Origin of the sequence: Streptomyces sp. MH60, from assembly GCF_002939385.1 — a bacterium.
GTDB lineage: Bacteria > Actinomycetota > Actinomycetes > Streptomycetales > Streptomycetaceae > Streptomyces.
In genome coordinates this window covers 219,453-240,890 of sequence record NZ_MULI01000002.1, presented here as the reverse complement: position 1 = coordinate 240,890, position 21,438 = coordinate 219,453, and the positions used below count along the sequence as shown (strand labels likewise).

Genomic DNA, 21,438 nt, shown 5'->3' with positions numbered 1-21,438 from the left:
ACCGGAAGGACGAACCATGCGGGCGCTGTTGTCCACATACGGAACGCGGGGCGATGTCGAACCGCTGGTGGCACTCGCGGTGCGGCTACGGGCGCTCGGCGCGGAGGTCCGCGTGTGCGCCCCACCGGACGAGGAGTTCGCCAAACGGCTGGCCGGCCTCGGCGTAGATCTGGTACCGGTCGGCCCCCCGGTGCGGGAGCTGATGCGCGGGACGGAGCTTCCGTCGGCGGCGGACCTGTCCCGGTACCGGGACGAGCTGGTCGACCGGGAGTTCGACGTCTTCCCCGGCGCCGCGGACGGGTGTGACGTGTGGGTGGCGGCCGGCCTGGCCCAGATCGCCGCGCGGTCGGTCGCGGAGGCCACGGGCATCCCTTACGTGTACGTGAGTTACGCGGCGGTACAGCTGCCGTCGCCGCATCACGCACCACCGCCCCGTCCGGGCTGGCCGGAGGCGGAGACGGGCGACAAGCGGGTCCTGTGGGAGTTGGACGCCCAGCATGTGAACGGGCAGTTCGGCAGGGCACTCAACAGCCACCGGGCCTCGCTCGGCCTGCCGCCGGTGGACAACGTCCGCGACCACGTCGTCACCGACCGTCCGTGGCTGGCGGCGGACCCGGTCCTGGGACCGTGGCGGCCGGCTCCGGGCCTGGACGTGACACAGACGGGCACATGGACGCTGCCGGACGAGCGCCCGTTGCCGGCCGATCTGGAAGCGTTCATCGACGCGGGCGAGCCGCCGGTCTACGTGGGCTTCGGCAGCGTGCGTCCGGTGCGGGACATCGCGCGCAGGGCGATCGAGGCGGTCCGCGCACAAGGCCGCCGCGTACTCGTCGCCCGGAGCTGGGCGGAGCTGGACCTGCTCGACGACCGGAGCGACTGTTTCGCCGTCGGCGAGGTCAACCAGCAGGCGCTGTTCCGGAAAGTGGCCGCGGTGGTGCACCACGGCGGCGCGGGAACCACGGCGACGGCAGCCCGGGCGTCCGTTCCCCAGGTGGTGGTGGCCAGTCCACTCTCGGACAACCCGTACTGGGCCGGCCGGGTCGCGGACCTGGGCATCGGCACGGCACTCGACGGCACTGCGGTGACCACCGGGTCCCTCGATGCCGCGGTCGGGACGGCCCTGGCACCGCGGACCCGGGACCGGGCACGGGCCGTGGGCGGTCTGGTCCGCACCGACGGAGCGGCGGTGGCCGCGCGTCTGCTCCTCGACGACGTTCGGCGGTGAGCCGCACCGGCCCGCACCGGTCCCGCGGCGACGCGTGGGCGGTGCGGGCGGGAACGCGGGGCCGGCGGTCCTCATCGGGGTAGGTCGGGGCGGCCGTCGGGGCGTCAGCCCTTGACCGGGCCGCCGTTGATGGCGACCCGCCGGCCGTAGCGGGCGTAGGGGTAGTAGTCGTACGTCGCGTGGTGCTGGACGCAGCGGTTGTCCCAGAAGACGAGGGTGCCCGGCGTCCAGCGCACGCGGCAGTGCAGGACGGGAGTGGCGGCGACGGCGTCGAAGAGCATGTCGAGCAGGGTCCGGCTCTCCCGGGCCGAAAGCTGGGGCACGCGGCTGGTGTAGGCCTTGTTGACGTAGAGCAGCTTGCGGTCGGTCTCCGGGTGCCGGGCGACCAGCGGGTGTTCGCTCTTGGGGATGACGTAGTCCGGCGGCGGGGTGTAACCGCCCAGCGCCTGGGCGCCGTCGTGGACGGCGGTGAGCGGGTCCAACAGGGAGCGCATGGCCGGCGAGAGCATGTCGTAGGCGAGGTGCATGTTCGCGAAGAGGGTGTCGCCGCCGCAGCCCGGCTCGGGGATCTCGGTGATGTACAGCATTGATCCCAGCGACGGTTCGGCGTCGGCGGTGCCGTCGGCGTGCCAGCCGTTGCCCGCCACGTCCGCCGCGGCCGACGTGGTGCGGATCTCCAGGACGCAGGGGTCGCCCTCGGGCGGTGGCGGATTGACGGGACGCAGTTCGCCGAAGGCGGCCGCGAAACGCTTGTGGTCCTCGGTGGTGATCGTCTGATCGCGGAAGACGAGAACGTGGTGGTCGAGGAACGCGGTGCGGATCTCGTCCAGCTGGTCCACCGGGAGTTCCTGCGACAGGTCGACGCCGGAGATCTCCGCGCCCAGCACGGGGGTGATGCGCTCGGCCGTGAGCGTGCGGTAGGACCTCGTGGGACGCGTGGTGACCGCTTCCAGTGCTTCGCGTTCGTACGACTCCATGGCTTCTCCTCCAGAGGGGGGTACGGTCAGGACGACGTGGCCGGGGACGCGGCCGACGGGCCCGCAAGCGCTGCCCTGATGGCCTCGGCGACCGTGTGTACGTGGGGCGGCGAGACGATGCCGTAGTGGTCGGTGGGCAGGGTCCGCCGTACGGCGGTGGGCGGAAGACACGCCCTCCACTGCCGCTCCGTCTCCCGGGGGTCGCCGGGTGCGGGCAGTCCGGCCGTACGCTGTTCGGCCAGCCAAAGGAAGGTGGGAACGGAGGCGAGCGGCCGCACACGGTGCTCGTCCAGGCTGCGCAGGTTGGCCCGGCAGCAGCGGGCCAGCCGTTCGGAATAGGCCCGCGCCGGTGCCGCCGGGTCGGACGAGCCGGACGGTAGCGAGGCGCGGGCGCCCAGTTCGGCGGCGAACACCGCTTCCAGGTAGGTCTCGTCCCGGGCGACGGCCGGCGTCTCCGTCCGGGGCGGCGGCGGGTCCAGCAGGTGCAGTGCCTCCAACCGGTGCCCGGCCGACTCTGCCAGCCCCGCCATCTCCATGGCCACCCGGGCTCCGAAGGACCACCCCGCCAGGTGAATGCGGTGGCCGGGGCCCCCGAAGCGGGCCCTCAGTACCGCGTCGTAGTGACGGGCGCGTTCGGCCAGGGACCAGGCGGGCGCTCCGGTGTCGCGCAGGGCCGGGTCGGCGATGAGGCACACGGTGGGTGCCGGGCCCAGCTCCCTCACCAGGGACCGGTACGCCTGGATGTCTCCGCCGACGGGGTGCAGCAGGCACAGGACGGTGTCGTCGTTTCCCTCCTGCCAGATGTCGAGGACGACCGGGGAGCGGGTCTCCCCCGTCTCGCCGACGGTGGGCTCGGCGGGAGTGAGGGACGCCTCCAGTTGTTTGAGGATTTCGGCGAGGCTGACCCGGTGGCTGAAGGAGGCCAGGTCGAACTCGACGCCGTAGTCGTCCTCGATGGTGGCGATCACGCTGATCAGGGTCAGCGAGTCGGCGCCGAGGTCGTACAGGGAGTCGTCCGGGTCCAGTTCGTCCACGCCGAGCAGGTCCCGGACCACGCGGCCCAGAGCGGCGGCCCGTTCCGCGGCGCCGTCCGGCGGGGCGGGACACGGGACGGGTGGTTCCGGCCGGTCCTCGGCGGCGGGGGCGTAGAACGCGCGGGAGGCGGCGAGGTCGGTGGTGGAGACGAGGAGCTGGGGCAGTTGCAGAGCCAGGGCGTGGGCCAGGACCTCCTTTCCCTCCTCGGTCGTCAGGCCGACGTCCAGGTGTGCCCGGTGGCGGCTGTCGGGGTGCGCGACCCGTGTCGCCATCCCGGTCTCGCGCCAGATGTCCCAGTCGATACCGATCCGGACGGTCTCCTCCGCCTCGGTGGCGCGGTGGTGGGCGAAGCCGTCGAGCAGGCTCGCTCCGGCCGCGTAGTCGCTCTGCCCGACGCCGCCGAGCAGGGCGGACATCGAGGAGCAGTAGACGGCGAACCGCGGCCGGAGGGCGGCGATCAGATGCTCCACGACGAGCGCGCCGCCCTCGCGGGCCGCGGCGGCGTCCCGCATCGCCGCCGCGTCGCGGCGCACGAGCAACCCGCCGTGTCCGAGGCCGGCCGCGTGGACGACACCGTCCAGGCGTGCGGTGTGCTTGGCGACGGCCGCCGCCACCTCGTGTGCGGGCGTGGTCGCCAGGTCCATCGTCATGAGGCCGACGCGATCGGCCCAGCGGTCGAGTTCCTCGGGGAGCCGGGGGCTCCTCGACAGCAACAGGATCCGCCCGTCGGTGTGTTCCAGGAGCCAGGCGGCGACGGCGCGGCCGATGCCACCGGTGCCGCCCAGTATCAGGTGGACCGTGTCCGGTCCGGCCGGTACCAGGGGCTCGGGCTCCGGCGGCGCGGCCACGGGGGTGGTGCCCATCCGCCACCAGTAGCCCTGCCGCAGCGCAAGCTGCCGGGTCGGGCCCCCGCCGTCCGAGCGTCCCACCGGATGCGGGCCGGCGACGAGCGCGGCCACCGGTGCGGCCCAGCGGGACAGGTCACCGTCGGGGAGGTCCAGCCAGTGGCCGTCCAGGGCGGCTTCCTGGGCGGCGGCCTCCACGGGCCCCCCGAGGAGCGCGAGTTCGGGTCGGTCCACCGTTCCGTGCACGGGGCGCGCGCCGTACGACAGCCACCACACGCGGGGACGGCCGGTCCGCCCGGCCAGCGCCTGGGCCAGGGCCGCCGTGGTGTCCAGGCAGGCGTGACGGGCACGGGCCAGCGTGTCGGCGCCGACCGGTCCCGTCACGTCCAGGGGCAGCGCGTACACCCACTCCGTTCGAACCGCGGCCTCGACGGATCCGGTGCCGTCCTCGGCCAGGGCGTCGAGCACCAGGCGCAGCGACGCCGGGTCGGCCGGGTCGGCGTCGAAGCTGTCGGGCCCCCCGCGGGCGAAGGCGGTGGACGGATGGATCCGGATGAGCCTGGAGGACACGGCCTCGAACGGTGTGAACGCCTCCCGGGGGGTGCTTTCCGCGGCCACGACGACCACGAGGGGCCCGTCCCCGGTCCGTGCGGCGCCGTCCGGGACCCCGGCGCGGCGCGACCGGACCCAATGCGGCTGGTGCAGCCAGTCCGACGGGGGCAGCCGCCGGGGTCCGGTGACCGCGGGCGCGCGGTCGAAGTCGTACTCCGTGACAGCGAACGACGGGGGCGGGAAGTCCCAGGGGGCCGGGGCGGGGCCCGGGCTCCAGTCGACGGACCGTCCGGCGGTCCACTCCTGGGCGAGGTCGTGGGCCGTGCGGCCGACGGCGGGAACCGGGGCGGCGTCCGGGTCGGCGGTGCCGTGCGGGACCTCTCCGGCGGCGACCGTGCGCAGCCAGTCCACGGCGGCGGTGACGTCCTCGACGGCCGCCGCGATCCGCAGGCGTCGGGCGGGGCGGCCGGCCTGCAGGTGACGCAGTACCGCCTCGTAGCGGTCGGGCCGTGAGCCGAGGTAGTCGGCGATCCGTGCGGCGTCGGCGACGAGGGCGTCCCTGCTCGACGCGGAGAGCACCAGGCACCTGGGTACGTCGCGGGGCGCGGCGTCGCCGGTCCCGGTGGGCCGTTCGACGATGACGTGCGCGTTGGTGCCGCCGATCCCGAAGCTGCTCACCGCGGCCACCCGTTCGCGTCCCCCGGGCCAGGGCGCTGCCTCGGTGGGGACGTGGAAGGGGGTGGGGTCGGGCCCGATCTCGGGGTTGAAGGCGCGGAAGTTGCGGGTGGGCGGGACGGTCCCGTGGTAGACGGCGAGGACGGCGCGTACCAGGCCCACCACACCGGCAGCGGCTCCCAGGTGGCCCAGCTGGCTCTTGACGGAGCCAAGGGCGCAGCGGCCGGACTCGTCGACGCCGTAGGCCTGTCGCAGGGCGCTCACCTCGATCGGGTCGCCCAGCCGGGTCCCGGTTCCGTGTGCCTCGACGTAGCCCAGGTCGGCGCCGGTGCGTCCGGCGCGGGCCAGCGCGGCCCGGACGACCTCGCGCTGTCCGGACACGGACGGTGCGGTGTAACCGATCTTCGCCGCACCGTCGTTGTTGACGGCGGAACCGGTGAGGACCGCGTAGACGGTGTCGCCGTCGCGCCGTGCCCGTCGCAGCGTCTTGAGGACCACGACACCGACACCGCTGGCGCCGACCGTTCCGGTCGCGTCGTCGCTGAAGGGCCGGCAGTCGCCGTCCGCGGAGAAGATGTGCTGTGGCCGGTACCGGTAGCCGCCGGTGAGGCGGGGGTCGATCAGCACTCCTGCGGCGAGCATGGCCTCGGCTTCGCCCTGCCGGAGCAGGCCGGCCGCGAGGTGCACGGCGACCAGGGAACTCGAGCACGCGGTCTGGGCGCTGAAGGCGGGGCCGGTCAGCCCGAGGTGATAGGCCGCCTTGGTGGCCAGGAAGTCCTTCTCGTGGTGCAGGGCGAGCTGGAAGCCGTCGGGCAGCCGGTCGGGGTCCGCCTGGAGAAGCAGGGACTGGAAGTAGGTGTTCTCGCCGGCACCGGCCACCAGGCCCACGCGCGCGGCCGAGGTGTCCGCGATGCCGGCGTGCGCCAGTGCCTGTACGCAGGCCATCAGCAGATGCCGCTGCTGAGGGTCCATCAGGCGGGCCTCCTGCGGGCTGATGCCGAAGTGGCCCGGGTCGAAGCCGAGCATCTCGTCGAGCGTGCTGTGCGCGCCGACGACTCCTTCCGGGGCGTCGATGCGGCGGATGCCGGTGCCGCCCGAGACGACCAGGTCCCAGAAGGCGGCGAGGTCCGCGGCGCCGGGCACCCGTAACGCCATGCCGACGACCGCGACGGGTTCGCCGGGCCGGGGGTCCTCGTCGTTCTCATCGGCGAGGGCGGCGGCTGCTTCGGGGCCGCGCCGGGCGGGGGCGGCGAGGTGGCGGGCCAGGGAGCGGACGGTGACGTGCTCGAAGAGGTCCGCGACACCGAAGCGCAGTCCCAGCGAAGTGGTGCAGCGCAGATGGAAGCGTATGAGGGCGAGGCTGGAGGCGCCGGCCTCGAAGAAGGTCTGGTCCGGTCCGATCGCCGCCCCGGTGACCTCCTGGAAGGCGGTGGAGAGCCGCTCCTCGTCGGCCGACAGGCCGGTGCGGGCGGCCGTCGTACGGCGCAGCTCCTCCCCCGGCGCCCGGAGCGCGGCCCTCCGGTCCAGTTTGCCGCTGGGGGTGCGGGGCAGCACGGGCAGTGCCCGGAAGCGGTCCACGCGGACGTAGGAAGGCAGTGAGGTGGCGAGGTGGGCGCCGAGCTCGTCGGCGGAGGCGGTCTCGCCCCGGAACTGCAGACAGGCGGTCAGCCGGTTCCCGTCGAGCGCGACGACGGCGTTGGCCACCAGCGGGTGGCGCAGCAGGGCCGTCTCGACGGCGCCGAGTTCCAGCCGGTGCCCGCTCCATTTGATCTGCTGGTCGTCGCGGCCCGCGTAGTGCAGCAGACCCTCGTGGTCGAACCAGGCCCGGTCGCCGCTGCGGTAGAACAGGCCGGCCCCGGGCACCTCGGTGAAGCGGGGGTCGTCGGACGCGGGAGCGTCGAGGTAGCAGCGGGTGGCCATGGTGCCGCCGATCAGCAGTTCACCGGTGCACCCGGGCGGGACCGGGTCACCGTGGGCGTCCACGACGCGCAGGTCGGCACCGGCCACCGGGCGTCCGACGGCGGGTCGCTCGGGCCACTGGCTCGGGTCGCCCTCCAGGCACAGGGCGCTGACCACGTGGGTCTCGGTCGGCCCGTAGTGGTTGAACAGCCGGGCGCCGGGCAGTCCGGCGAACCAACTGCGGACGGTGTCCGTGCACACCGGCTGCTCGCCCGCGGTGACCACCTCGCGCAGCCGCGAGGGGAACCTTCCCAGCCGGACGCCGTACTCGGCGAGCAGTTGCAGGGCCACGTACGGCATGAAGATCCGTTCGGTGCCCGCCGACTCCAGCCGGTCCAGGAGCGCGGGGACGTCCTGGCGCCACTCGGGGCGGATCAGTTGCAGGCTGCCGCCGGTGCACAGCGTTCCGAAGATCTCCTGGAACGACACGTCGAAGGACAGCATGGAGAACTGCTGGGTGGCCGCCGGTCCGGCCGGACCTCCGGTGCCGGACTGCCACCGGATCAGGTTGCACAAGGTGCGGTCGGATATCTCCACGCCCTTGGGGACGCCGCTGGAGCCGGAGGTGAACAGCGTGTACAGCGGCCTGGCGCCGCTGTGACAACCGGCCACCCGGGGGATCCGCCGCGGCGGCACCCGGTCCGTCAGGACGACGGGGTGGCGGGCCACGTCGGGTGGGAGCGGTGTGTCCGGCGCGGGCGCCCCGTCGGGTGCGACCAGGACGCAGAGCGGGTCGACCAGTTCCAGGACCCGGCGCAGCACGTCGGGCGGGTAGGAGGGGTCCAGGGGTACGGCGGTGACGTTCAGCCGCGCCAGTGCCAGCAGGGACACCACGTGCTCGGTGGACGGCTCCAGGTACAGCGCCACCCGGCAGGTGCCGCCGTCGGCGGGGACGGGGTAGCGGTCGGCCAGTTCGGTGGCGAGGTCCGCGGCGAGGGCGTCGAGGGCCTCGTAGGTGAGGGTGCTCCCGTCGGCCGTCAGCAGGGCGGTGGCCCCGGGGGTGCGGGCGACCTGCCGGGCGAAGCCGTCGGAGACGGTGGTGAAACCCGGCTGCGGGGCGGGTCCGCGCCCGTACCGCGGCAGGGAACGCCGGTACGGCGCGACCAGTTCGCGCGCGGTGGACCGGCCACCGGCCGCGAGTGCGTCCAGGCCGCCCGCGAACAGTGCGGCCATCGCCTCGACGTCCTCGGCGGAGAAGCGGTCCTCCGCGTACTCCCACAGCAGGTCGAGCCCCTCGGGGTGGTCGACGACGGACACCGTCATCGGGCACTTGGCCTCCGTCGCCGCCCACCACAGGGGACGCTGGGCGCAGCCGGGCAGCCGCAGTCCCGCGAAGTCGGTGTTCTCCGACACGAACAGGAAGTCGAACGGGGTGCCGTCGCCGAGGTCTTCCCAGCCGGTCAGTACGTCCGTGAGGGCCACGTCCTGGCAGCGCAGCACCTGTTCGGTTCCGGTTCCCGTGCGAAGGAGGTGTACTCGCAGGTCCTCTCCGGGGTTGACGGTCACCGGCAGCAGCACGGTGTTGGCCAGCATGCCGACGCTGTGCTCCAGCTCGGCCACCGGGCGGTTGGCGACCGGCGTGGCGACGCGCGGGCGGACCACGCCGGTCACGCCGTACAAGCTCCAGGAGAAGACGGTGAGCAGCGTCTGGAAACGGGTCAGGCCGAGTTCGGCGCAGAGTTGGTCCAGCCCGGCCCGGCGTGCGGTGTCGAGGCGGGTGCGCAGCAGCCGGGCCCGTGGTGCCGGTTGGGTGCCGTGGCCGGTGAGCGGTTCCTGGGGCTCCTGCGACTCGCGGTAGTGCGCGAGGAGTTCGTCGCGCCGGGCACGGTACGCGTCGGTCGCGAACCAGGTGTTCTGCCAGACGGCGAAGTCCAGCGGGGTCGCGGCCCGTGCCATGGACGGTTCGGCCGGGGTCTCGGCCGCTTCGGCGTAGGAGGCGGACAGGTCGCGCAGCAGGATACCCAGTGACCATCCGTCGACGGCGATGTGGTGCAGGTGGAGCAGGAGTGTGCCGCCGCCGTTCCGGGGCAGCCAGCAGGCCCGGAGCATCCGGGGGTCGGCGAGGTCGAAGGGCTCGGCGAAGAAGGCGTCGGCGAAGGCGTGCGCCTCTTCCTCGTCCCATGCCGGCCGTGGTTCCGGCTCGTGCCAGGGGTCGTACGGCTCGCCCACTCTCTGTTCGAGTCCCCGCGCGCCGTGGCTGAAGCCGGTCCGCAGGGCGGCGTGACGGGTCACCAGGGTACGCAGCGCCCGTCGCAGCCGGGCGGTGTCGACGGGTCCGTCCACGCGGAACGCCTGGTGGACGGAGTAGGCCCGGGAGTTCGGTGCACGGCGTTGCAGCAGCCACAACCGCTGCTGCTCACTCGTGGCGGGCGCCGAACGGGCGCCGGCGGCCGCCAGTGGGGGGTATGCGTTCCTCGCGTGCGGGCCGGCCGCGGTGACGGCTCGGACGACGGCGGCGAGGTCGCCGTGGAGAACGGTCGCCTGCGGCAGGTCGTGGCCCCAGCGCTGCCGGACGGCGAAGCGGAAGCGCAGGGCCTTCAGCGAGTCGCCGCCGGCGGCGATCCACCGGTCACCGAGTCCGAGGCCGCTGGTGCCCAGGACCTGTTCGGCCAGTTCCAGTACACCCCGCTCCGTGTCCGTCGCGGCCGGTGCGCCGGACGCGCCGGGACGCCAGGGCCTGCCGGCCACCCGCAGCAGCGCGGCCTGGTCGATCTTGCCGTTGGGGTTGAGCGGCAGCTCCGCAACGAGGTGGATGTGGTGCGGGCGCATGTAGGCGGGCAGGTGCGCCGCGAGATGGGCGTCGAACTCCTCGAAGGGGACCTCGTGCCGCAGGACGACGAAGGCGAGCAGTTCGTTGCTGCCCTCCTCGCCCTCGCGGCGTGTGCAGACGTGGGCCTGCCGGACGCCCGGGTGGGTGAGGACGTGCCGCTCCACCTCGCCGGGCTCGATCCGGAAGCCGCGGACCTTGACCTGCCGATCGGTCCGTCCGACGTACTCCACGCGCCCCTCGTCGTCGGTCCGTACGAGGTCACCGGTGCGGTAGTACCGCTCCCTGCCTCCGTCGAGCCAGGCCAGCCGCACGAAGCGCCGTTCGGTCTCCTCCGGGAGGTTGCGGTAGCCGGACGCGAGTCCGGCGCCGCTGAGCAGGAGTTCGGCGACCTCGCCGGGCGCGGCCACCCGCCGCTGGTCCGGTACGGCGACGACGGCCCCGGTGTGCGGCAGGGGCCGCCCGATCGGCACCACGTCGCCGTCGAGGTCCCGCGGGATCGGCTGGCACAGGGCGAACGTGGTGGACTCGGTCGGCCCGTAGACGTTGTACAGGCACGTGCCGCTGCCGGCGTTGTCCCGGTACCAGCGGCGCATCACCCGGGGGTTGAGCTGTTCCCCGCCCACGAGGACCTGACCGGCCGCGGCGAAGCAGTCGGGGACGGCCGTGACCACCGCGTTGAACAGCGCGGTCGTGACGAAGACGGTGTCCACCCGTTCACGCCGCAGCGCCGCGGCGAGCCTCTCGGGATTCTGGGCGTCGGCGTCGCGCAGGACCACGCACACTCCACCGGTCAGCAGCGGCACCCAGACCTCGAAGCTCAGCGCGTCGAACGCCGGGTTGGCCAGGCACGCGTAGCGAAGACCGGGTCCGACCCGGATGTAGCCGGGCCGTGCCAGTCGCATGACACCGGCGTCGCGGATCTCGACGCCCTTGGGCCGGCCGGTCGTTCCCGAGGTGTAGAACAGGAAGGACACGTCGTCGGCGGGGTGGGGTTCGGGTGCGGTCCCCGCGCCGTCCGGGGGCGCGGGCAGCAGCGTGTCGACCGCGAGCGCTGTCCTGCCCTGTCCTAGTTCGCCGCCGTTCTCCGAGGCGGCGTGCACCAGGACGTCGGCGCCGGAGTCCCGGAGGACGAAGAGGAGGCGTTCGAGGGGGCTCTGGATGTCCAGCGGTACCACCCGGGCACCGGTGCGCAGGATGCCGAGCATCACGCAGACCAATTGCCACGAGCGCGGCAGTGCGACGGCCACGGACCGCCCTGGTGCCACGCCCTGGCGGCCCAGTGCCGCGGCGACGGCCGCCGCCGCGGCGTTCAGCGTCGCGTAGTCCAGGCGTACGTCGCCGTCGACGACCGCGTCCGCGTCCGGAGTGCGCAGGGCCCGGCGGTGGACGGCGAGGGCGATCCCCGACGCCGTGCCCGGGTCGGCGGTGGGTTCGGCGGGGGCGGAGGGGTGTTCGGGCAGGGGCGGTTCCATCAGTCCTCCGACGTGCCGTAAGGGGTCGCGAGCGGCGTCCCGGTGCCTGCCGAGCCTGGTGTCAGCCGGGCCAGCTCGGCGACGAGGACGGAGGCGACCCGTGGCAGTTCGTCGCTCTCCAGCATGTCCCAGTGGCCGCAGGCGACCGGCTCGACGCTGAAGTCGCCCGTGACGCGGCGGTGCCAGAACGCGCGCAGGCGGCCGGGCGCCTCCTCGTCGTCCTCGTCCCGCACGTCCGTCGCCTCCATCAGCACGACCCGGGCCGGTGACTCGGGTACGACGTAGGCCGCGGCCGTCTCACGGTGGTGGTTGTAGACCGTCAGGTACCGAGCCACCTGGTCGTCGTCGATGCCCGGGTACATGCCGTTGAAGCGCACCAGCTTTGCCCGGAACTCCTCCATGCCGACCGGTTCGACCGCGGTGCGCTCCCGTGCGTCCTTCCCGCCCTGCATGCCGTGGGTGTCGAGGAGGACCACGCTCACCCGCTGCCGTCCGGTCGCCGCCAGCCGACGGCCCATCTCGTACGCGATCAGGCCGCCGTAGGAGAGTCCGCAGAGCACCAGTGCCTCGTCCGGCCCGGGCTCGACGAGCCGAAGGTACTCCTCGGCCATCTCCTCGACGCCGGGCAGGACGGACTCGCCGGGGTTGATGCCGGGTGCCTGGAGTCCCACCACGCCGACGCCGTCGGGCAGGGCCGCGGACAGCGGCAGGTAGCAGAAGGCGGTACCGCCGGCGGGGTGGACGCAGACCACGCGCTGCCGGCCGTCGCCCGGGCGGAACTCCACCAGACTGCTGACGTCGGCGGGCGGCGTGGCGCCGGCGCCATGGCCGCGCACCCGTCCGGCGAGCGCCTCGATGGTGGGGTGCAGCATGACGTCCCGGACCGGCAGGGGCACGCGGAGCTCTTCCTGGACGGCGGCGGCCATCTTGATCGCCGATATCGATGTGCCGCCGAGTTCGAAGAAGTCGTCGCCGATGCCGATGTCCGGGTGCAGCAGCAGCCGGCGCCAGATCCGGTGGAGCGCCATTTCCACGTGGTCGCGGGGCGCGGCCGTGTTGACCCGGCCGGTTCGGGTGCCCGCTGCGGCGCGCAGCACCGCGGGCCGGTCCACCTTGCCGCTGCGGTTCAACGGCAGGCGCGGGAACTCGGCCACCACCACCGGGATCATGTAGTCGGGCAGGTGGTCCCGGAGGGCCGCGCGCCACTCGTACGCCGTGCGCGTGGTCCCCTCGTCGCAGCCCACGCCGGCGACGAGGTGCGGGCCGCCGGGTGTGTCGCGGTCGGCGAGCACCACGGCCTCCCGGACGCCGGGGACCGCGAGCAGGGCCGCCTCGACCTCACCGGGTTCGATGCGGAAGCCGCGCAGCTTGAGCTGGTCGTCGCGGCGGCCGGCGTACGCGGCGTTGCCGTCCGGCAGCCAGCGCGCCAGGTCGCCGGTGCGGTAGACGCGCTCTCCGGGGACGAAGGGGTCGGGGACGAACGCCTCGTCGGTGAGGTCCGGGCGGTTCAGGTATCCGCGGGCGAGGCTCGCGCCGCCCAGGTAGACCTCACCGACGACCCCCACCGGGACCGGGCGCATACGGTCGTCGAGCAGGTACAGGCGGGTGCCGCGCAGCGGCCGTCCGATCGGGCAGGGCCGCTCGTAGGGCCCCGGATCGGTGTAGGCGGTGGAGTAGAGCGTCGCCTCGGTCGGGCCGTAGCCGAAGCAGATGCGCAGGCCGGGAAGGCACTCACGCATGCGGTACAGAGCCCGCTCGGGCAGGGACTCCACCCCGGTGAGGAGCTGGCGCAGGCTCAGTCCGGCCAGGCGAGCGGCCGGGTCCTCGTCGGCCCACAGGACGTAGGAGGGCGGCAGGAACGCCTGGGTGACCCGGTGCTCGCGCAGCCACGCCATGAGGGCCCGGGGGTCACCGCGGAGTTCGTCGGGGACGAGGTGGAGCACGGCTCCGGTGGTCAGCGGTACGAGGAGTTCGTGCACCGACGCGTCGAAGCCGATGCTGGACCAGGCCGACGCCGCCTCGCCGGGCGCGTCCCCCATGAGGTCGCGCCAGTGGTCGAAGAGATTGACCACGCTGCCGTGCGTGACCGCAACGCCCTTGGGACGGCCGGTCGATCCCGAGGTGTAGATGACGTAGGCGAGCCGGGCGGGGTCCGCACCCACCTCCGGTGCTTCCTCGTGCGCTCCCTCTGCCTCGACCTTCGCCAGGTTCTCCCACGGCTGCCGGTCGTCGCCCGGCGTGCCCTCCCCGTCGGTCAGCACCAGGACCGGCGCGGCGTCGTCCGCCATGGCGGTGAGGCGCTCCGGGGGCTGGCCGGGGTCCAGGGGAAGGTAGGCGGCGCCGGCCTTGAGGATGCCGAGCACGCCGACGACGAGGTCGGCCGTGCGGCCGGCGTGCAGGCCGACCACGCGATCGGGTCCGGCGCCGCGAGCGGTCAACGCGTGCGCGAGCCGGTTGGCCCGGCGGTCCAGCGTCCGGTAGTCCAGCACCGTGTCCCCGGCCACCACGGCGGGCTGCCGCGGCCGTGTCCGTACCTGTTCGGCGAACCGCTCCAGCAGGCCCGCCGGTACCGGTGAGTCCGGCTCACGGGCGGCGGGTCCTGTGCTGAGGGCGACGAGGAGTTCGCGCTGTTCGTCACCGTGCAGCAGGGTCAGATCGGCGATCTTCGCTCCGGGCTGCCGGGTCATCAGATGCAGCACACGTAAGAACTGGCGTACGTACCGTTCGACGGTCGTCCGGTCGAAGAGTGACACCGCGTAGTCGAGCTCCCCGGTGAGCCGTGGTCCCTCGTCGGCCAGCGCCAGGACCATGTCGAACTTCGCCGGCACGTGGGCGGCGTCCTGCCGCAACTCCACGTCCAGACCGGGGAGTTCCAGTTCCCTCCGCATGGAGGGGACCCAGGCGAACATGGTCTGGAACAACGCCGTGTGGGCGGGGCTGCGCGGTGGGTTGACCACTTCCACCACCCGCTCGAACGGCAGGTCGACATGGCGGAGAGCGTTCCGAACCCGCTGGTTGACCCGCTTGAGGGCGTCGGCGACACGAGGTGAGCCGGACAGGTCTGCGCGCAGGGCGAGCGTGTTGACGAAGAGGCCGATCAGGCCCTCCACATCACCGCGGCGGCGGTTCGAGGTGGGGGCCCCGACAACGATGTCGTCCTGCCCCGACAGCAGCGAGAGGAGCACGGACCAACCCGTCAGAACGGTCGCGTACAGGGAAACACCGTGGTCCGCGGCGAGGTCGCGCAAGGCCCTCGTCAGATCCTCGTCGACGGTCACGGTGACCCGGTCGCCACGGAAGACCTGTTCGGGCGGGCGGGGCCGGTCGGTGGGCACGGAGAGCACGGCCGGAGCGCCCGCCAGCGCGCCGGCCCAGTACTCCGCGTGCGCGGCGGGGTCCGCTCCCGACATCCACTCCCACTGCCAGCGGGTGTAGTCGCTGTACTGCCAGGTCAGTTCCGGCAGTGCGGCGTCCCGCTCCTCTTGGAGCGCGGTGTACACCTGGCCCAGTTCACGCAGGAGCAGCGAACGGGACCAGCCGTCGAAGACGATGTGATGGGCCGTCAGGAGCAGTACGTGGTGGTCCGTTCGGAGCTTCACCAGACAGCCGCGCACCATGGGTTCCTCGCCCAGCCGGAACGGGGCGCCTTCCACCGCGTGCCGGATGCGGGTGAACCGCTCGGCCGCGTCGGGCCGCCGCGTCAGATCCTCGACCGTCACCCGGAACCCGGTCCCGGGCGGGTCGACGACCTGGAGCGCCGAGCCGCCGGAGGGCACCAGCCGGGTGCGTAGCGCCTCGTGCCGGGCCGCGAGCAGATGCAGCGCCCGCACGAGCAGGTCCCGGTCGAGGGCCCCGCGGATGTCGAAGGGCATCGGCTCGTTGTAGGCGGCACTGGCGTCTGCGCCCATGCGTGCCATGACCCACAGTCGCTCCTGCGCCAGGGACAGCGGCGCGGGAGGCGTCCTTTCGCCGGAAGGTCGGGGAACTTCGATGCGGGGAGGAGACACGGACCACCCTTCACACGAAACAAAAGGGACGGAAACATGCACTGGCACTCTCGACGTGAATATCTGCCCCCGCGCAGCCATTCCTTCCACAGCTCCGCATTTACTGCACCAAAGGCACTCGGGATACAATTCGGAGGAATAATCAGGGAAGTGTCCGCTTTTTCCGTCCATCGCGGCGGCGATTTATTTCCGCTGATATTAATTGCGAGTCGATCACCAGGTCAACAGTGACCCACGCCACACCCCTCTGGCCGGCGGTCGGTCTCCTGCGCAGAATTCTGCGCACATCAGACCCTTTTGCACGACTCTCGACGACCCTGATTCGACGTGCACGCATCGCCCTACAGTGGCCTCAGGACCACAATCACCGGGGGGATCGGAACACATGCGACGTACAAGATCACTGGTTACGGTGGTCGTGCTGAGCGCCGTCGGCGTGCTGCTGCTCGGTGCCTGCGGGACCGGCCGGGCCGGTACCGGCGGCACGGCGACTCCGACAGAGCCGGCGCGCTGGCAGACGTTCGCCCCATTCCGGGTGACGGCCGCCCGACTCGCCGAGGACCGGCGCACGCTCAGCGTCGATGCCGAGGTGCCCGGCGGCGGGAAGACGTGCGCACGCGATCTGAAGGCGACCGTCACCGACGCCTCGGACCGCACCGTGTGGGTGCAGGTGACGTTCTCCGCCCTCACGGGCGGCGCCCCGCACGCCGAGTGCCGCACGACCGCGACAGCCACGGCGAAGGTGCGACTGCCGTCCCCGCTCGGCAACCGCGAACTCGCCATGGACACCCACACCGTGTTCACCGCGGACGGCGCCCACCTGCCGGACTTGCGCCTCTGCGGCGAACTCGGCTGCCACCCCGCGCCCACCGGCTGCACGCCCGCCTCCTACGACCAGGCGGTCATGGCGCTCGACGTACCGAACCACACCTCCCGCGGCGAGGAGCGTTGCGACGGGAAGTGGCTGGTGTTCGACGTCTCCTCGCGCATGGGCCCGGCCTGCCCCGAGGGCACCGGCCCCGGCTGCGGGGCGAGTCTCCGTGACCGCTGGTTCTTCCGGGCCGAGACGTCGGGCTGGAGACCGGTCGCCCGCAGCGCGAAGGGCGGATGCACCGACGTGTACCGCATCGAACCCGCCTTCCCCTCGGTCCTGTGCGACGGACTTCCTCCGCTCGAGCGGACGGAGGGTCGCTGACAGGGCCGACAACGTCGGTCGAGGGACCCCGGCGCCATGTTCCTCGCACGAGTCCCGAGGTGCTTCGGAAACCCGAACGATTCGTGAGTAGGCGTGTGCCCGTGGTGCCCCGTCCGCAGACGTGAAGCGGTGGCTCTCCGCCGTCAGGGCCGTGCGCCACGCTCCGCGGCCTGGGGGGATCGGCTGCTTGGGGTGCCCGGCTGGGCGTCGCAAGCAGCCGATCCGACGTGTCTGCCCTGCCGCTCCCAGGACCAGTCAACAGGGCTCGCGCCTACCCGAGCTGGCTGACCATCCAGCGCTGGGAGCTGAACTCCTTGCCGCTGCAGGTCTGCAACTGCAGCGCGGCATCGAGTTCGGAGCGGTCGCCACCTGCCACGCCCATGCACAGGTTGTTGCTCACGACGTTACGGACGCGGTTCCCGTACTCGTTGGGATCCAGCCACCAGAGCTGGTTGTCCGCGGTCGTACTGTTGCAGTGGTATTCCATGATCTTCGAACCGGGCTTGACGGCCTTGTAGTACGACAGGTCGAGGCAGAGCCCGCTCTTGCGGTTCTTGATCACGAACAGGCTCGATCCCTGCGGTCCGCCGTCCTTGCTCACCACCTTCAGGTCGTAGAGCTGGTTGTCCGCGGTCGTGGCCCTGCACGTGCCCTGCTTGAGCGCACCGGCGGGCTTCCCCTTGCCTTCGCCGGGGACGTCGACGCAGAAGCCGGTCAGCTGGTTCTTCAACATGACGTTGGCCTTGCCGGACAGGGCGTTGGCCATCTGCCGGCGGGTGGGTGGGGCCGGCTTCTCGGTCTCCTTCCGGGGCGCCGCCGACTCCGCCTTCCCGGGCGCCGCCGACTCCGCCTTCGCGGGTGCCCGCTCCGTGTCGGCGGCAGGGACCTTCCTCACCTCGGCGACCGCCTCGGGCGCTGTCTTCCTGGCGGTGCTCGGGGAAGCACTCGGGGACGGCGACTCCGCCACGTAGTCGGCGGGCGGCTTGTCATCGGACATGTTGGGTTCGAGAGGCTCGCCGCCCAGGGGCTTCGAGCTGACCGACTGCTCCGTGGGGCGGTCGTCGTCGCTCGTACCGACGAAGACGATGATCGGTACACCGATGAGCACCGCTCCCGCGAGGGCGGCCGCGGCGATCATGGGGCCGTGCGGGCGTCCCGGGCTCGCCTCGTCCGGGCCCGGGCCGTCCGGGTGGTCGTGGTCCGACGCGAAGAGCAGCCCCGACCGGCCGTCGTTGTCGGGCTCCTCGGCGGCCGTGGACTGCTCGGGCCGCGTGCCCTCGGCCCGTGCGGGATCGGCCGCCTCCGGGGCGGGTTCGGTGCTCTCGGAGCGCGAGCGCACCCCGAAGAACCGTCTGCGGGCGGGCCCGTCCGGCGTCGGCGCGGTGACCGCAGCGGTCGCGGCGGATTCCGATGTACCCGAGGCGGGGTCGGCGGACATCGTGGCGGGGCCCGGCGGAGCCGATGGCTCCGCGGCGCCTGTGGCCGTGGAGCCGGACGTTATCGGGTCCGGGGCCGCGGCACCCGGGGAACGGGGACCGAGGTCCGCGCCCGGCCCCTGGTCCGGCGGCGGTACGGACACCGCACGGCGGACGGAGACGGACGACGGCCTCTCCCCCGCCGGGGGATCGTGCTGATGGGGCATAACAGCTCCTTGTCGAGGTGGGTGTGCGGGGAGGTGGCCCGCCGGCCGTCAGAGGACACCGATGCCGCCCAGAGGACCCGCGCAGCGGTCCGGCCAGTCGCCCGTTCCGGGCGCCGTCCGGCCTGACAGAGCTTGGTTCAGGCGCTCCAGCGCGGTCTCGTCGGCGTCCTCCAGGAGGACGGACGCGGTGTCCGGGCTGCGTATCTGGCGCAGCATGATCAACGGGCCGGCGCCGTCCGTACGGACGGCGAGGACCCGGTAGGCGGTTCCGGGGGCGAAGACGATCTGCTCGTCTCCGTCCAGCAGCCGCCGGACCCGGCGGCCCGTGGTGGACCAGATGGCGAAACCCGCCCCGGCGACCCGCTGCGTCCCGGCGGGGTCGAGCGGCAGCCCGCTCACCGGTGCTGCGTCGCGCACCACGTCACCGGGTCGCAGTCGACCGGGTCCGGCAACGCCGCCGAGCCCGCGCAGGACGACCCCCCGGTACGACGGCAGCCGTGCGAGCGCGGACGCCATGCACCCGGCGTACGGCACGAGGCGCGGTTCGCCGGAGCGCAGCGACTTCGCCAACTCACGGTGATCGAGAGGGCCTTCGGCGTTGTCCAGGTACATCCGGAGGGCCACCAGGTCGGTACGGGCCGTCTCCTGCTCCGCGCCGCGCAGGGCCGGCATCTCCGCCAGCGCGCGGTTGACGACCGCGCTGTGCCGCTCCCAGGTCGACTCCGCGAGCCGCCGGAACTCCGTACGCTCCGCGGGCGTGCTGCTGTGCTGCGGCTCCACCGGCACCGGGGGCAAGGGCCCACGCGGCGCGGCGGACTCCGTACGGGTGGCGGGCCTGTCGGCCTCAGCGGCTGCGGGGGCCGGAGCCGCGGGGACGGGTTCGACTCGCGGCCGGGGTGCCGGGTCGGGCCGCGCCGGAGGCTGCCCGGCGGCCGTACCGCCCACAGGGTCCGGCACCGGAGGGGCCGAGCGTGCGGAGGGCGCACCGGTGGGCACGGGCCGCGCGCGGGGGGCGTCCGGTACCGGGGCGGGCGGCGCGCCGGTCTCCGCAGCCCCGCTCTCGGTCACCGCCCTGCGGGGCTGGGGCGTTTCCGTCGTGATACCGGTACCGCCGGTCCCCTTGTCCCCGCTCGCGGCAACGTCCGGGGCGAGCAGGGCGGAGGAGAGCCCGGCGGGCCTGACGGAGGGCGCCGGGGCGGGTACGGGGGGCGGCACGGAGGGCTCTCCGGAAGGCTGCGTGGGCGTGGCCAGCACGTCGGGGGTGGCAGAAGACGGCGCCGCTGCCGTTGCGCCGGACACAGCCGTGGCGGCCGCTGCCGCCGGTTCCGGCGCGACGGCCGGCGTGACCGGGGACGGGGGCGGGGGGCTGGGCAGCGGTGTCCGCTCCGGTGAGCCGGGGGCGCTCGCCTGCCTGGTGGACGTCGGGACGGCAGACGGCACCGGAGTCCGGCCGAGGGCCCCGGCGCCGGTGCGTGCTCCCGCCTCCGTGACGGTCGGAGCCGGGGCGCGTCGTGCGGGACGCGGGGCGGTGGCCGGCGCGAAGCTGATCATCCGGAGAGCGTGGTCGGCGGCGAGGCCGCGCAGCGCCCGGCCGCCGTCCGGTGTGCGGGCGTGCACGTGGAGCGTCGTACGGGAGCGAATGTCGGGGGCGAGACGACCGAGGAGGTCGGAGAGCAGGGGCCAGAGCGAGGCGTCCACCCGGTCGCCGCCGCGGCCGATCTCGACGACCGGGCCCTCTACGCTCACCGGCCGGGCGGTGCGCGGCGCGTCCGTACCGGAGGGTCCGACCCACAGCCCGGCCCGGGTGGCTACCGCCTGCCAGGCGTCGGAGAGCCGGGCCACACCGTTCTCGGACAAGCCCAGTTCCGGGGCGGGGCCGGACCACCACAGCAGCCGGGGCGCGGGTGCGGTGGACCGCACGGGACGGGCGGACCCGCCGGGCTCCGGGTCACCGGCCGCCGTGGCGGGCTCCCGGGACGGCAGGCACATCACGGCGTCCACGAAGGGCAGCCAGCGCGGTTCACCGTCCGGCCCGGACAGCACGGACCGGATCCCGAACCGGCCCAGCAGCTGGCCGGTGGCGATCAGCGGCAGCCCGGTGGTGACCTCGACCTCGGCGTTGAGGAGCCCGGCGACCGACTGGCCGAGTCGCAGCAGGTCACGGCGCCCGCCGGGAGCGAGCCGCACGCCACGACGGACGACGGCGGGCAGAGCGGCGAGGACCTCGGCGACGTCGGTGGCCACGACGTCCTCCCCCCACGGCACGCCGACGACCACGGCCGGGTGGCCCGGGTCCATGGGTATCGCGTGGAACAGGTCGCCGGGCCTCGGTGCGCTGGCCCCGGCGGGCCGGATCACCACGCCGGCCGGGATCTGGTCGACCACACAGCCCTCCGCCGTACGGGCCGGGGCGCGTCGCAGCGCGGGCTGCCAGCCGGGGGCCGGGGCACGCGGCCCAAGCTCCTCCGGCTCGCCGTCCGGGGCGAAACGACGCCAACCACCGCGCCCGGGTGGTACGAAGACGGAGCCGCCGGGCACCACGAGCACCGGTCCGTCGGGTGCCTCGACCGTCATCTTCCAGGCGTCGGCGATCTGCTGGGCCAGTGCGGGACGGTCCGGGTGGCCGGTGCCGGCGTCGGACATCACCAGCCGTACGGACGATGTCCCCTCGTCCCGAAGGGAGTCCAGCGTCTCGCTCAGCCGCGGCCAGAGCGCCTCCGCGGCTCCGGCCGCCGCGACGGCGACGATCGTGACGGTGCCGTCCTCGTCCGCGCCGAGCGTCCTGGCCAGGTCGGCGACGTCCGCCGGATGCAGGACCTCGTCCGTGGGCAGGCGGAGCAGCAGCAGGCCGCCGTGGTTCTCGACCAGCACCCGGGACACCCGTCCCCCGCCGGTCCCGGTGTCCCGCCCGGTCGTGTCCCGTCCGGCACGCTGTCGCACCGCACGCGACGACGCGGCGCTCCGCCGCCGGGACAGCGGACCGTTCCAGCGGCTCATCCCGCTTCCCTCCACACGCTGTTCATCTCCGAACCCATCTCTGGCCCTTTCTCCACGCCCGTACGTCCTGGCGAGATACCGCTCTGT

Annotated in this window: 7 protein-coding genes; 2 read left to right on the top strand and 5 right to left on the bottom strand. The window is 73.5% G+C overall.

Annotated elements, in window-relative coordinates:
- Positions 1-16 precede the first annotated feature (16 nt).
- Positions 17-1,225 (top strand): glycosyltransferase, encoded by a 1,209-nt coding sequence (locus tag BZZ08_RS02900; protein WP_104630519.1) that lies wholly within the window; start codon positions 17-19, stop codon positions 1,223-1,225.
- A 104-nt stretch (positions 1,226-1,329) separates the two neighbouring features.
- On the opposite strand, the gene BZZ08_RS02895 is transcribed toward BZZ08_RS02900, so the two are convergent.
- The 3 genes from BZZ08_RS02895 to BZZ08_RS02885 are packed head-to-tail and all read right to left on the bottom strand — an operon-like array spanning position 1,330 to position 15,517.
- Complete coding sequence (locus tag BZZ08_RS02895; protein ID WP_104630518.1) at positions 1,330-2,202, bottom strand: TauD/TfdA dioxygenase family protein; 873 nt, start codon at positions 2,200-2,202, stop codon at positions 1,330-1,332.
- Between the two features lie 26 nt (positions 2,203-2,228).
- Positions 2,229-11,510, bottom strand: a complete 9,282-nt coding sequence (locus BZZ08_RS02890) for a non-ribosomal peptide synthetase (RefSeq protein ID WP_104630517.1) — start codon at positions 11,508-11,510, stop codon at positions 2,229-2,231.
- The gene (locus BZZ08_RS02885) at positions 11,510-15,517 is read right to left on the bottom strand and encodes a non-ribosomal peptide synthetase (RefSeq protein ID WP_274543245.1); all 4,008 of its coding nucleotides are present in this window, start codon (positions 15,515-15,517) and stop codon (positions 11,510-11,512) included. The genes BZZ08_RS02890 and BZZ08_RS02885 overlap by 1 nt, the downstream gene beginning before the upstream one ends.
- A gap of 385 nt (positions 15,518-15,902) precedes the next feature.
- Here BZZ08_RS02885 and BZZ08_RS02880 point away from each other — a divergent pair, with 385 nt between their 5' ends.
- Entirely contained in the window at positions 15,903-16,712 is an 810-nt protein-coding gene (locus BZZ08_RS02880) for a hypothetical protein (protein WP_198601242.1), read from the top strand.
- Between the two features lie 271 nt (positions 16,713-16,983).
- Here BZZ08_RS02880 and BZZ08_RS02875 read toward each other — a convergent pair whose 3' ends face one another.
- Both BZZ08_RS02875 and BZZ08_RS02870 read right to left on the bottom strand, forming a co-directional pair.
- Positions 16,984-18,051: an RICIN domain-containing protein gene (locus tag BZZ08_RS02875; protein ID WP_133169142.1), complete on the bottom strand. Its 1,068-nt coding sequence runs from the start codon at positions 18,049-18,051 to the stop codon at positions 16,984-16,986.
- A gap of 351 nt (positions 18,052-18,402) precedes the next feature.
- Positions 18,403-21,351, bottom strand: coding sequence for a hypothetical protein (locus BZZ08_RS02870; RefSeq protein ID WP_104630514.1), 2,949 nt, complete (start codon positions 21,349-21,351; stop codon positions 18,403-18,405).
- Positions 21,352-21,438 lie beyond the last annotated feature (87 nt).

Bases quoted from the DNA above. Each gene is read 5' to 3' on its own strand.
- BZZ08_RS02900 (WP_104630519.1), top strand. From the start codon at position 17: ATGCGGGCGCTGTTGTCCACATACGGAACGCGGGGCGATGTCGAACCG.
- BZZ08_RS02895 (WP_104630518.1), bottom strand. From the start codon at position 2,202: ATGGAGTCGTACGAACGCGAAGCACTGGAAGCGGTCACCACGCGTCCC.
- BZZ08_RS02890 (WP_104630517.1), bottom strand. From the start codon at position 11,510: ATGGAACCGCCCCTGCCCGAACACCCCTCCGCCCCCGCCGAACCCACC.
- BZZ08_RS02880 (WP_198601242.1), top strand. From the start codon at position 15,903: ATGCGACGTACAAGATCACTGGTTACGGTGGTCGTGCTGAGCGCCGTC.
- BZZ08_RS02870 (WP_104630514.1), bottom strand. From the start codon at position 21,351: ATGAGCCGCTGGAACGGTCCGCTGTCCCGGCGGCGGAGCGCCGCGTCG.